This window comes from Shigella sp. FC1967, assembly GCF_001743005.1.
Taxonomy (GTDB): domain Bacteria; phylum Pseudomonadota; class Gammaproteobacteria; order Enterobacterales; family Enterobacteriaceae; genus Proteus.
Window position 1 is genome coordinate 1 of the sequence record NZ_MIIZ01001409.1, and the last position, 12570, is coordinate 12570.

Consider the following 12570-nt stretch of genomic DNA (forward strand, 5'->3'; position numbering starts at 1 on the left):
GCTATTTGACGGACAGATGATCGCTCAACTGCGTGATGCATTTGACTCCGCTGCGGCAAAACTTGAATGCGAAATTATTGAGATGGACGGAGAGCCTGAGCCTGACCATGTGCATCTGCTGGTTGCTTACCCGCCAAAACTGGCGGTCAGTGTGATGGTCAACAATCTGAAATCAGTATCGTCGCGCCTGCTGCGCCAGCAAAACACACATTTACGGACACAAAGTAAAACGGGACTTTTGTGGTCAAGGTCGTACTTTGTCTGTAGCTCCGGAGGGGCAACGATTGAAACACTCAGAGCCTACGTTCAGAGCCAGTCAACGCCTGATTGATCTTTAAAGCCCTGCGGGCTTTTCGCCTTATATCCCCACCCGCACTGGGCGAGGGTTTACGACGTTTTTCGCTAATAAAGGTCGAAATATATTTAATAAATGTCATTTAGAGTACCGAGTGTAATGATTTTGAAAATCTTACCAATAATAATGGTATAAAAGCAGTTTATTTTTTCGACTTAATCAAATAAATAGCAGTATTGGGAGAGCAATATGGCGATTGACCTTAGCAATCTTGTCACTGAAAGTAGAAATCATAACAGTGAAAATATAGACACACTTTCAACATTAGAGATGCTAAAAGTTATTAATAATGAAGATAAAAAAGTGCCATTAGCTGTCGAGAAAGTGTTACCTGAAATTGCTCAATTAGTTGATAAAGTTGCCATTGCTTTTTCTTTAGGTGGTCGTCTTATTTATTGCGGAGCCGGTACTTCGGGACGATTAGGGATTTTAGATGCCAGTGAATGCCCTCCAACTTATGGCACACCTCATGACATGGTGATTGGTTTAATTGCGGGGGGGGCATAAAGCCATTTTACAAGCTGTCGAAAATGCAGAAGATAATATTCAATTAGGTGAACAAGATTTACGCCAACTTAATTTTAATGAGAAAGATATTTTAGTGGGTATTGCGGCAAGTGGTAGAACACCGTATGTAGTCGGTGCTTTACAGTATGCAAAATCATTAGGTGCAACAACAGGGGCGATCAGCTGTAATCCAGAAAGTTCGATTGCTAAACTTGCTGATATTGCCATTACACCGATTGTGGGTGCTGAAGTTATTACCGGTTCATCACGTATGAAAGCCGGCACGGCGCAAAAACTTATTCTTAATATGATCACGACAGGTGCGATGATCAAAATGGGTAAGGTGTTTGGTAACTTAATGGTGGATGTTGAAGCGACCAACGCTAAGCTTGTAGAGCGTCAAATTCGTATCGTTATGCAAGCCACTGAGTGTGAAAGATCTGTCGCTGAAGCGTCATTGTCACAATGTCAGCGTCACTGTAAAACGGCGATTTTGATGATTTTAGCGGGGGTAGATGCACTTCAAGCCGCCCAGATGCTTAATCAAAATAAAGGATTTATTAGAAAGGCGTTGGGTGAGTGATTAAATCGTTTTGGTTTTCTCACATTATTTAATGTACATTTTAGCTGTGCAAATTTTAATCTGCAAAATAAAATGAGAAGCCTTTTATAACAAAAAAGCCAGCAAATACAAGGTATCGACTGGCTTAATGATGGGCTGTAAACCGCTAAGAAATCTTACTCAATATTGGATCTATTCATTGAGTAGGCGGGTTAAAAGTGCATGGTTACTGGGTTTTTGTTATTCAATGTTTTCTAGGGGTACACCCTTGGGTACACGCTAAATCGGAGTGTACCGCTGAATTGATTAAATAGTGTTCTCTAGTGGATTTGCCAACCAGAAATAACCCTCACCGTAATCTCACCGCGTTTTTCACGACTCCGTTTCAAACGGAACCGTAAAATTAACACTTGTGTGATTTTAAACGACGACAGTGATTATTTGCGCACCTCAATATGAGGCGTACAAAATAGAATAGGTAGGCTGGTGGACTTATTCGAACTGCCCCGATATTTTCGGGTTAGCTGAACTGGTCATCTTAAAGAGGGTCAGTTGTGAGCTAGTCTAATAATATTGGGTTAGTTTAAAGAGGAGAAATAGCCTATTTACCGTGAGCTATAAGGCTAAAATTTCAGAGACGAATAAATACAGAGAAATACGTCATTAGATCAACAAAAAACACCTTATATTGTTGACGTTACGTTGACGTATGTTTTATCTATCAACCATTCTGCAAGTATTGATACAACTGGCTTTAACACTCATTTAGTTGTGATCAATTCGGACTTATAGAAAAATACTTATATAAGGGTGATATTTCGATAACGTCAAGCATATAGGCAAGCCTACCAGCGTAATGTCAACGATTTCTAAGACTTTAAGTTAACGTAACGTCAAAATTGATGTAATTAACATCATGTATATCACTTGGATGGATATAATTGATGGGATGGGTCTAGCCAAACAATATGAAATATATCTCCAATGAAAAAACCATGAATTCTTCCATGCTCATTCCTCGATACCGCAAATTGGTAGGGTGTAAAGGATTGGAATTGTTCGTTTAGGTTTTGAAAACCCTTAGGTTCAGATGTAGTGCTCCAATCAATACAATGAGCCTTTAAAGAAGGGCTACGACCAGATTGTAACTCTATCGCGGTGTGCGAGGACACATTTTTAAGACGTTCAATGACCTTGCAGAAATAATTTGTATTTTGCTCAGAAAAGCCAAACTTATCATGTTGATAATCTAAGTATTTAAAAGAAAAACTAATAGTATGCGGAGCATTGACAGTAACACCAGCTGATATTTTCTTAGCTGATGTTTGTGGTGGTATGGCTTTTATTTTTTTCTTAGCCATTATTTATCAATAGTTCTACGATAAAAGTTCGCGGTGATATTCTTATCTATTACAGCTGTGCATGGTTCATCATTTGGTATTGTACCTCGTGCTTTCAGCCAAGGCTCTTCATTATGAGTCATTCTTTCTAATTCATAAGCATCAAAGCCACCAAAAACATCATAAATTTCATTTAAGTGTTCCTTGACAGACTCAGATAAATCTTGCGGACAAGAAATCTCTTCGGTAATTGGACGCCACTTATAATCAGCAAAACGACTATACAAAGAACGAGATACAGGTCCATGCACCCAAGCCTCAAAATGCTCATCAATTAATTGCTCACCATCATTTAGAGCCATATACCAAGCATCAGCATAGAAAACCATTTTTTGTAATTTAAGTGGTGTAATTAAATCGCCGTGCTCCTGAGCAAAGCACAGCAAGTAATCAGCTACGCTATTGAGGTTCGCTACAGCCATTTTAATACTCCTTTATAGTCTCATTAAATATCTTGGTTTATCACAGTATGTCATTAAACTTTTTTTTAGCATATCAGAAAAATGCTTTTTTGTGATTCCATTAGACGTTATTGGACTTCGCTAGACATTATATAGCCAAATAATATGCTTAAAATGTCTCTTATCTAAGCTCGATTAAATACTAAGTTTTACTAAGCAGTAACTATCTGCGCCCCTGTTAGCTGATAACCATTAAACCATTCATAGCGACCTGTAGCAGTTACTTTGTTTCCTTTCTGGCAGGTCATTAGCTCCAGCGCGTTAATATCGAATGCCACTATCTTTAATGGGTACGGGCTACGCTTGTCACTCTCAGCCTGAATAGTCATCGTGGCCATAACTTTACCTGTCGCTGTTTTAACTCGCTCAGGGGCTTTTATTACCGTTCCTGATGTGGTGATCTTGATTAACTTTGCTTTTCTCATTTTTGGTTTATTCATCTTGATACCATCACAATATAAGCCATCGACTAAAATAAAATGCTAATGGGACTCTGGAAGATCGGATAATAATTCCAACTGATAGGGGTGATCTAAACGTCAATTTATCCATGATGATACGGGATTATCCCGTATGTAGATATAACCTGTTGATTATGCTTAATTCCGGTAAATCGACGGAATCAAAATACAACTGATTGATAATACTTAATTCTGTCACAAAAACAGGATTAACGCTCATTGGTCATCGTTTCAGTGACCAATGGTAAAAGTTGGCAACACATTGTTTTTATTGCTAACGGTCAAATTGACCGCTTGAAACCTGATTGTTAATACCTTGCCGTAATCTTGCCGTAGCTCTTTGTTGTAATCTTATTTCTCAGCATAGATAACTTATTGATATTTATTTAGAGTGCTTATTTGCATTGTGGTTACTTTTATCTCGTAACCATTATTAGAATATTGCCAGCCAGTGACGAGCCACCGATTTCAGAGCCTCACGTCCCCTTAATTTCAAGGAGGCCTATTATCTTTTTGGTGCTGGCTTCGTCCATTGGTATGTAGGTGCGCTGTCACTCTCCGTCTGTGACGCTCTTTAGCCTGTATCGTCTGCGCTACACCTGTTCTGATGGCTAACCTATCGCGTCTATTGAGTGATTGCCCTTGCTGGTGGGCTAATTCCATCATAACAGCTTCTATTGCTTCACGTTGTAACATGGCTATACCTCAAAGGGATGATCATTTCCGCCATACCTTGATTGTGCTGAGTTGGAACAATCAAAGGCTATCAATCCACTAGCGTAAAATATGCTGTTTTGCTGGCAACCAAAGCGGCAACCGTCAAAATGGCAACCACGTTAGCAGATTGAAATACGCTATTTCAGTACGAACCCAAAGTGACGGTCTTGGGTAAATCAAATAGTTACCGATGCGAATAATATCATTTCGCTGCGTACCGTTCTGCGTACTTTTATGTAATACCATGATTTTATTTAATTATAGCGAAGTGCGAGAATTAAATACGCATTTATTGCGCACCTAAAATAAATAAACGATGTCAGGTTTTGTCAGGTTCTGATGTTAACAATTGTCAACATTTAGTGGGTAAAGTATCCAGTAAAATATAGCCTTTTCGGTGGATACCTTAGTGGATACTTCACGTTTGAAAGCTAATAAATCACATAGTACCACTGTGTTTATGTGATTAGCTGTACTGGCTAATATTTAGCTACTTTAGCTAAAACACTGATTTGTGGTTTTGATATGAGCGCTTCATTTCAAGCCGTCCTCAACTTAGAGGGTAGCATTTCAACTGTTACCCTTTCCGACTATGGCGATAATCACCATTATTAATACCGCCTCAATTTTGAGGAGACTGATTTTATTGATTAATACAGGCTCAAAAATGAGCTGATTGATTCTATTGATAAAATTAGGCTACGCTCACTTTTGAGCTTTGCCATGTATTCAATTAGTTACAAGACGCAACAATACGCTTTGCTTGGTTTACAGTAAGTTATCCTAACTTTAAGCTATGGAATTACTCGTTAAATCCACTAGCAATGATATATTTTCCAATCTGTATAACAGCGTTATACGCTGATATAATAAGCGCTCACTGAGTTAATAACGGACTACTACCATGAGTAAATCTAATCTTGTTGCCTTTCGTCTCCCTGCTGAACTACAAACCCTGTTTAATGATGCTGTATCGAACTCTGGTAGTGATAAAACAGCATGGATAGTCTCCGCTATCAAAGAGAAGTTAAACCGTCCAGACAGTATTCCTGACGCTCGTATGTTATCTCTAGTGGAACGCCTAGAATCATCTGTAGCGTCTTTAATTACTGGCAAGGCAGATATCCCACCGTATACCTATAATGAGTCTGCTGTTGTTTCTGTGGTTAATTTGGTGCTATCAGAGGGCATAGATAACGGGCGTATTATCGCTGAACGGATTAATGAGGCAGAGTATCAAACGAAAGTCGGTAAAGCGTGGGATAAAGATATCTATTCGGCGTGGAAGCGTCATAAGGATATTTCTGGCAAGCTGAGTGGCTAACCATTTCCATATCACTGAACATTCATTGTGAGAAAACTTAGCAAATCTTAGCATTGAATGCGTAGTTACCTTAACATTTCTATACAACCAATTTGCGCATAAACCACTGTAACGCCTTGATATACCTATCTTTAGCTTGACTCACACTTTGCGCATGAGGGCGAACCTGTGCGCAAAATGATTTATAGATTTTTAAGGTGTAGCGTGCATAACCGGATGCCTTAAACACAAAAACGTTAGGATTTGTTAGGATTAATACGTGAGGTTTCGTGAGGTAGCATAGGCTAAAATACGTTATCAAATGTTATCATCTAGACGTTTACAATAGTTAACATCTAACCAGTAATAATCTTAGGATTTCTTAGGATTTAATCAGTTTTCTACAATATTCGAAAACTAGCCGCTAACGTGCCCGAAAATCATCATTCATAACGTGTCACTAAATCATCAAAGCTTATTTGATTTGGGCTGATTGTTCTTCTTCCTTATCCAATAGATTTTTTAATCCTGAGATATTGTTGTTATCGAATCCCATTGAATTAAACGGAATAACGCCCTGATGCTTTTCTAAGTGATCATTTACTGAACTTAGCCATGTGGAATTACAACTTATTCTCTTGGTCAGGCTCCATATTAAAAATATGATACCCGCCATTCTTGATAGCTCAGGGCTTTGTGGAGACAAGCGAGAGGCTGCTAAGTCAATATTATCTAACACATCGATACTAATTTTTGAGTCTGAAAAATCGGTATTCCATAAACGCGCGTGGTGGGCACACCTGTTTCTAACTGTATTAAGGTGCTCTAATGCTGTTTTCAGTCCATCTCTTACGTTTGCTGAGTTAGGCTTTAGAAAACCAAGCGATTTACAGATCTGATGTTTGTATTTATCTTCAAGCATTCCGTAGAAGCGAGACATTGTGCCGAAATCCCAAACATCAACGATAGCCCATATAGGGATATCCCCATACTTGTCTAAATTCCATCGTATACAATCCTTATCACTATTTCGCTCTATTAAAGAGTCTAATTTTCCTAACCACACATCATGTCGGGAGTGATGCTTGTATTGAATTATATTCTTATCTTTGTAAGCAGTAGGAGATACTTTACCTAGTTCGTAAGCTATTTTTGCTTTGAGATAAGTTTCAATTCGTTCGATGCCATAAAAAATAGAGCTTCTTAGTTTTACATCAAATAAATAGTGTGCGTATACCTTTGTAAAGGTTGTACCTGTAAGGAATGTTTCTTCGCGTCTAGCTTCGTGGGGTGCTGTTGGTGGGATTAACTTTAACTTACGAAATGGATACCAATACCCAGATAGCCTGTAATATCCAATATTCATTATTTTCTTTACTGCTTGCTCTGGAGATAGATCCTCAAAGCTCATTCCTCGTTTTTCTAGCTTTTTTATTTGGTCTAAATACGTTAGATGAGGTTTTAGAGGGTGCATGGCAGCATGGAAAGTTATCAAATAGTAGATAAAAGAAAGCCCCAAACGTATCGCAAACCAGATTTCTCCGTTCTGCGTAGCGGTTATGAGGGGCACTGTTGGAATCAATAATACTGAATATATTTATCTTGTCTAGGGCGCTAGTCATTATGGGTTTGTAAATGTTTGTCTGTTTTTTAACGTAAACACAATATATATAGCTGTAGCTATGTCACTTACACATACATATAGCGGTTTAGCTATTTGTGCTATTTTCGTTTTTCAGCTTCTCAATAATTGCTTGCCTCACAAACTCCGCACGATTGCCCCTAGTCACTCTATCGGCTTTAATGTGAATATCTACCCTATCAATGACTGACTGCTCACACGTTACGATTAGGCGTGTTGTCGGTACATCATTAAAATAACGGTTAGTTTTTTTCTTGGTTGTTTTCTGCATATTTCCCCTCGCACGTACTGTTCACGAAAGTATCAAAGTTTACCGCCTCGGCTTATGCTCTGGCGGTGTTACCTTCTATTTTTTCGGCTTTAACCATTGTTTGAGTTTTTGCTCTGCTATGGCTTGCTGTTCTGGTGTGATTTCTCCATTAGGTTGCCCATACATATCAAACCGATTGCCGCCCAGAGTAAGGGCTTTCAAATAAGCCTTGCGGCTGATGTATGACCGTAATCCCTGTTTAATGTGGCTCTCTGGGATATCTAGTCCTTTATCTTTAACCTCAGCAATCATAGCTTCCTTGATGCCAATCATTAGCGGTTTGGCTTCTGGCTCACTGAATAGCGTCCAGTGTTGCGCTATACGGTCGATGCGGTGCTGTTTCTTCTTCGCGTGAACGTCTGCCTTGTTTTTCTTCTTCGGTTGCTGTGGGGCTTCCTGTGGCGTTTTAACCTGTTTGCTTTTTGGTGTGTTCGTCACTGGTGGATTTTTACGTTTTAGTGTGAGTATTTGAGTGCTCATTTAAATATCTCTCTATAGGCGAAAAACGATTTTTTCTTTGGGATAACGGGATAAGTTGCTTATTTTCATTTAATATCATCAAGTTAACTTATCCCAAACACCTCAATTTCTTATCCCAGACTTTTTATTTTTGGGATAACTTTGCTTTTTGATTAACATCTGTAACAAATTGTTATCATTTGATTTGGGGTAACTTGGGATAACATGGGATAAATAGAAGTAACTTAACTTAATAATATTATTATCTTTTTTAATTCTTATCCCGTTATCCCACTTATCCCAACGTTTTTAATTCATCACGGGGATTCTGTTCTGGCTGGTTATTCTTCCTCACTATCAATTAAGACAACAAATCGCTGCTGACTACCATTAATGCTGATAGTTTTACCGTCTACACGCCCTGATTCCGGTCTGACTAAAATACCTGCCTCTTCGAGCGCCTCCGCCCCCAATTTCTTTTGAATACCTGAGAGTATTTCATCTTCAAATACTGACGGGATAATATGATATTCGTCCTTGCCGTCCTCTCTGCGACCAGAAACCAAGTAACCCGCAAGGTTTGTTATTCTTCCTGCGTAAACTCGGTCTAAATCTCCGTTGCGCTTCCCATAGGTGTATGGCTGAAAGCGATTTAATCCGTAGCGTTGAATAAAATCCCTTGCCCGTTTAACGACTTGGTATTTTTCTCGGTTTCCTGTGCCATAGTTCTCTAGCCATTCATTGAAGCTATTACGAATAAATCGGCTACATTCGCCACTATCCCAACCCGTAATTGAGGCTGATAGCTCTGCGGTAGCGTCTAACATGGCAAAACGGGTAGCGACTCGCTTAACCTGTGGTGATGCCTCTTCGGGTAAACTCGATAACCATTCGTTTTCTTTGAAGGTCACTTTCTGGTTGGCCATGTCCTGATTGTTGGCTAAATACTCAATCCATGCTCTACCAACTGCCCCGCAATGCTGCGTTGATGCGCGTTTTATTGCTCGTGAATGCAAATCACCATCATCAAGGCTGTGAAACTCGACCGTATCGGTAAATGGCACACTCACCAGTCGCACTAATTGCCCTGCTTTTGGGGTAACACCATTACGAATGAGGTAAGTTTCAAAATCTTCCTCACCCGTTGATAACGCCACAATCGCCCAACGTAAAACTGCTTTGTTTCCCCCGTCTTTATTACCTTGAATGCGCCCTGTACCATTAAATAAACTGTAGGCACTTCCTGCCACATGCCGCACATCGTTACCCTGCCCAATTTCATCAATTGGCATAAATCCATCATTTCGAGAGGCGGCTTCAATCGTTAACCCGTACTTTGTCGCATCCCATGTTAATTTCAGTTCATCAGGTACACCGTAGATACTTGAAGCCGCTTCTACAGTCGTTGTTTTCCCTGCTGAGGATTGAGCGAATAGGTGAATACCAAACGAGCTACCGCCCGATAATGAGTTCAGTGGGGCAGCTAACGCAACTAAACCACCTAAAATCATAGATTGGTTGCCTTTCATTAAATTACCGACATTCTTCCGCCAGCTTTCAGCGGTTCCCCTGACGATATAACCCGCAACGGCAGACGTTCCGCCGCAAAAGGCAACAGGGCGGCTAGGTGTACCAATAATATGACCATCGGGCATCACATACGCTCCATCATGCCAACCTGCGGTATGTGTGATCGTCCATTCGTCGCGCTTTCCTTTCCGTTGAAGGTAGTTAGCTAATAAATCCAATTGACCACGCTTTGTTGTAATATTAACGCCACGGGAGCGTAACCTCCCCCACCCTTGAGGCGAACCTAGTTCACGTCTCGGAATGGCTTCATAAATTATGCGGTTGCTACCTTCTTGCTTCATCTCGATAACTAAATAGCTGTCTTTGCCATCAGAGCCAATACCTACCGTAGCCATTTCATCCGAAAACCACGTTTCTTTTTCGTCAATCTCACCCGTCGTATTGTTTTGCTTGCGTTCGATGTAATACAAACCACCATGACGCTTATCAAAAAATGGGGCTAAGTCATCGTGAGGTCTGACTTTCTTTTTTGCGTCAATGTGGATCACGTTATTCGCTTCCACTATTTCACCTGCTTGCTGATTCACTTGGTCATTAAATGCCTGTCTTGCCGCCTCAATACCGTGTGATAGGCGGTAGTCATCCCAATCGGCTTTATCGTCAGTTGGGGGTAAAACAGCGACACCATTAACCGCCTTAGCTGCCTTTTCTGCCGCTAATTTCCCTGTATTGTCTTGGTCTGGCTTAATATCGTTATCCCCAGCAATAATAATCTTGCTCTCTGGGTACTTAACCTGCATTACCTTAGCTACATGAATGAGATTTCCCGCGTCAATTGCCGCAACTGTGTGCGCTTCTGGTTGGATTAAGTGACACGTTAGGGCGGTTGCTAATCCTTCAGCGATAATCACCGTAGAGACGTTTACAGGCTCATTGATGGGGTAATAACTGCCTGACTTTGAGCTATCTGACAGTAAACGCTTATCACCATTAGGCTTAATAGTTTGCGCGCCAGTAATAACGCCACCAGCGTCCAATAATGGAATGATAAGAGAACCGTCCTGTAATAAATCCATTTCAAAACCATGCAGCCCCTTAGCCTTGAGATAGTCAGATCTCCCACGTTGAACATTGGCAATAGTGCGGTTATACCGTTCAATAAAGCGTTTATGCTTCTCTCTCTTCTCGTTAGCTTGTTTTTCGGCTTGCTGTGCTTTCAGCTCGTCTTGTTGTGCTTTCAGCTCGTCTTGTTGTGCTTTTATCTCAGAACGACGGTAGGCTGATGGACACGCTGAACGGGTATCAATACCAATTATGTTAGCAACCTCATACGCTGCCTCGGTCACACTGCCACCTAATATTTTTTGCACTAAATCCAACCCATCACCTGAACCACACTGATTACAAATAAACGAGCCGTTATCGTCTTTGTTGTCGAACCTAAAACGATCTTTACCACCACAAGCAGGACAAGCTGTGTGCGTGTTTAGGGGCACTTCTGCCCCAAGGTGAGATAATATGGCTTGCCATTGTCCGTTAGCTTTCAGCTTCACCTCACGGATAACATCAATCGGCTTCATTCTCTGCGCCTCCTGCTGGTTCTGCCATTTCATGCGACACACTTAAAATAGATTGATATAACGCCTCGCCTTCCAGGGTAAGACGCCCACAATCTACCGCTTTGGTTAAGGCTTCCAGTGCGGCTATTTCGTATTCCTCAAACTGGTCTATTAACGGCTCAATAAAGCAAACCTCAGTTAAGAAACAAAGGTACTCAATGGGTGAAATTTGTTGCTTGTTCGTGCGACCTTGGCATGTTTCTGTGTAGGTGTAACATTCCTCAAAGTCATTCGGGCGGCTTTTAAGTACAGCAAAGGCAAAGGCTTTCAGCGCATCATCAAGCGAGTTCGCTTTGGTTTTGAATAGGATAACGTTGCTCATTACTTCACCTCACGTACATAGTTAATTCGGATATCGGTTAAACCGTCACGTTGCGCCTCTCGCATTACTTGCGATTGAGCGTCTTTCTGGGTGGCAGATATCACCTGCTTACAAATACCTAGCGTTAACCCTTTCGGTGTTGTGCCATACCCTGCAATTTGAAACGTTCTCATGAGCGATAACCCTCCATATCCTGAATGTGTAGCTGTGAGGCTTGTTCAATGGCAATTACCATTGGTTTAAGTGCTTTCTTCTCCTTGCGACGTAGGTTCATGGCATAACTGCCGCGCCTACCGTGCCCTTGATAAGAATCAGCCTCTAAGTGGCTAATCAAGTTCTGAGCCTCACCAATTGGCATGGCCTCAATTTCCGCCAGTGTGGGGATCTGAATGTGTTTAATTTCGGGAAACTCGGACAATCGGAAATAACTGTTAACCATTGAGCGTTGAACCTGCCACGATAAATCATCGGTAAATGGCTTAACCAACATGAGATAGCCAGATTCAGCCAATACCATTATTTCAGGTGTGTACTTGGTGATATTTTCATCAAGGTGTGGACGTAATACGTCCTGACCTAACAAAAAGTAATCAACTCCATCAATGAAATGGCGTTTATGCTTTGTGAATGTGCGCCTTGCTGTGCCTTTCGGGCGTTGGTGTACCTCGTCAATCATGGCAAAGGTGACAACTCGCTTACCTTGATACATGAATGGGCTTAAGCTGGTGGCATTAATAGTGACCTGTCTCATTTCATCACCTCCACCAATCGAGTGATTTCTTTTTCTTGAGCACATACAAGACGGTTGACTGCTCTCAGTAGAAAATGCGTATCTGTATCAGCTTCGTTCTCTACAGCCGTCAACAGTGGGATTAACAACGCTTGGAGTTCTTCGTTAATATGTTCAACTTCTTCCAAGGTA

General features: G+C 40.9%; 13 protein-coding genes and 1 pseudogene. 3 read left to right on the plus strand and 11 right to left on the minus strand.

All coding sequences use genetic code 11. The annotated features are described in order from the left end of the window. Together tnpA and murQ are read left to right on the plus strand one after the other, a co-directional pair. A partial coding sequence (gene tnpA / locus BHE89_RS22475; RefSeq protein WP_128860783.1) for an IS200/IS605 family transposase occupies positions 1-331 on the plus strand: 331 nt, incomplete at its 5' end. 213 nt (positions 332-544) lie between these two features. Next, positions 545-1445, plus strand: a pseudogene (gene murQ, locus BHE89_RS22485) (N-acetylmuramic acid 6-phosphate etherase). Positions 1446-2347: 902 nt separating this feature from the next. On the opposite strand, the gene BHE89_RS26660 reads toward murQ, so the two are convergent. The 4 genes from BHE89_RS26660 to BHE89_RS22505 all read right to left on the minus strand — a co-directional run bounded on the left by BHE89_RS26660 (position 2348) and on the right by BHE89_RS22505 (position 4442). Then, positions 2348-2785 carry a hypothetical protein gene (locus BHE89_RS26660; RefSeq protein WP_069366912.1) on the minus strand — a complete coding sequence of 146 codons (438 nt, stop codon included), beginning with the start codon at positions 2783-2785 and terminating at the stop codon, positions 2348-2350. Continuing rightward, positions 2785-3246, minus strand: coding sequence for a Panacea domain-containing protein (locus tag BHE89_RS22495; RefSeq protein WP_069366911.1), 462 nt, complete (start codon positions 3244-3246; stop codon positions 2785-2787). Before BHE89_RS22495 ends, BHE89_RS26660 begins: the two co-directional genes overlap by 1 nt. Before the next feature lie 191 nt (positions 3247-3437). Beyond that, positions 3438-3710: a hypothetical protein gene (locus tag BHE89_RS22500; RefSeq protein ID WP_286139175.1), complete on the minus strand. Its 273-nt coding sequence runs from the start codon at positions 3708-3710 to the stop codon at positions 3438-3440. Positions 3711-4238: 528 nt separating this feature from the next. Next, entirely contained in the window at positions 4239-4442 is a 204-nt protein-coding gene (locus BHE89_RS22505) for a hypothetical protein (RefSeq protein ID WP_458694255.1), read from the minus strand. Between the two features lie 925 nt (positions 4443-5367). Here BHE89_RS22505 and BHE89_RS22510 point away from each other — a divergent pair. After that, entirely contained in the window at positions 5368-5787 is a 420-nt protein-coding gene (locus BHE89_RS22510) for a hypothetical protein (protein WP_069366909.1), read from the plus strand. A gap of 454 nt (positions 5788-6241) precedes the next feature. On the opposite strand, the gene BHE89_RS22515 is transcribed toward BHE89_RS22510, so the two are convergent. The 7 genes from BHE89_RS22515 to BHE89_RS22540 form a co-directional block, all read right to left on the minus strand. Next, complete coding sequence (locus BHE89_RS22515) at positions 6242-7285, minus strand: Abi family protein (protein ID WP_128860784.1); 1044 nt, start codon at positions 7283-7285, stop codon at positions 6242-6244. Positions 7286-7475: 190 nt separating this feature from the next. After that, positions 7476-7679, minus strand: a complete 204-nt coding sequence (locus tag BHE89_RS22520) for a toxin-antitoxin system protein (RefSeq protein ID WP_069366907.1) — start codon at positions 7677-7679, stop codon at positions 7476-7478. Between the two features lie 75 nt (positions 7680-7754). Continuing rightward, a complete protein-coding gene (locus BHE89_RS22525) occupies positions 7755-8198 on the minus strand; it encodes a ProQ/FINO family protein (protein WP_286139176.1) in 444 nt (147 codons plus the stop codon). A gap of 320 nt (positions 8199-8518) precedes the next feature. Continuing rightward, the gene (locus BHE89_RS22530; protein WP_069366906.1) at positions 8519-11287 is read right to left on the minus strand and encodes a DUF927 domain-containing protein; all 2769 of its coding nucleotides are present in this window, start codon (positions 11285-11287) and stop codon (positions 8519-8521) included. Continuing rightward, positions 11274-11648, minus strand: coding sequence for a hypothetical protein (locus BHE89_RS22535; protein ID WP_069366905.1), 375 nt, complete (start codon positions 11646-11648; stop codon positions 11274-11276). The genes BHE89_RS22530 and BHE89_RS22535 overlap by 14 nt, the downstream gene beginning before the upstream one ends. Then, a complete protein-coding gene (locus tag BHE89_RS24055; protein ID WP_165906921.1) occupies positions 11648-11821 on the minus strand; it encodes a hypothetical protein in 174 nt (57 codons plus the stop codon). The genes BHE89_RS22535 and BHE89_RS24055 overlap by 1 nt, the downstream gene beginning before the upstream one ends. After that, on the minus strand, positions 11818-12399 hold the full coding sequence (locus BHE89_RS22540; protein ID WP_069366904.1) for an ORF6N domain-containing protein: 582 nt from the start codon (positions 12397-12399) through the stop codon (positions 11818-11820). Before BHE89_RS22540 ends, BHE89_RS24055 begins: the two co-directional genes overlap by 4 nt. Positions 12400-12570 lie beyond the last annotated feature (171 nt).

Excerpts from the sequence above, each read along its gene's own strand:
- BHE89_RS22535 (WP_069366905.1), bottom strand. The coding sequence starts at position 11,648 with ATGAGCAACGTTATCCTATTCAAAACCAAAGCGAACTCGCTTGATGAT.
- BHE89_RS22525 (WP_286139176.1), bottom strand. The coding sequence starts at position 8,198 with ATGAGCACTCAAATACTCACACTAAAACGTAAAAATCCACCAGTGACG.
- BHE89_RS22495 (WP_069366911.1), bottom strand. The coding sequence starts at position 3,246 with ATGGCTGTAGCGAACCTCAATAGCGTAGCTGATTACTTGCTGTGCTTT.
- BHE89_RS22520 (WP_069366907.1), bottom strand. The coding sequence starts at position 7,679 with ATGCAGAAAACAACCAAGAAAAAAACTAACCGTTATTTTAATGATGTA.
- BHE89_RS22510 (WP_069366909.1), top strand. The coding sequence starts at position 5,368 with ATGAGTAAATCTAATCTTGTTGCCTTTCGTCTCCCTGCTGAACTACAA.
- BHE89_RS26660 (WP_069366912.1), bottom strand. The coding sequence starts at position 2,785 with ATGGCTAAGAAAAAAATAAAAGCCATACCACCACAAACATCAGCTAAG.
- BHE89_RS22500 (WP_286139175.1), bottom strand. The coding sequence starts at position 3,710 with ATGAGAAAAGCAAAGTTAATCAAGATCACCACATCAGGAACGGTAATA.
- BHE89_RS24055 (WP_165906921.1), bottom strand. The coding sequence starts at position 11,821 with ATGAGAACGTTTCAAATTGCAGGGTATGGCACAACACCGAAAGGGTTA.
- BHE89_RS22540 (WP_069366904.1), bottom strand. The coding sequence starts at position 12,399 with ATGAGACAGGTCACTATTAATGCCACCAGCTTAAGCCCATTCATGTAT.
- BHE89_RS22505 (WP_458694255.1), bottom strand. The coding sequence starts at position 4,442 with ATGTTACAACGTGAAGCAATAGAAGCTGTTATGATGGAATTAGCCCAC.
- BHE89_RS22530 (WP_069366906.1), bottom strand. The coding sequence starts at position 11,287 with ATGAAGCCGATTGATGTTATCCGTGAGGTGAAGCTGAAAGCTAACGGA.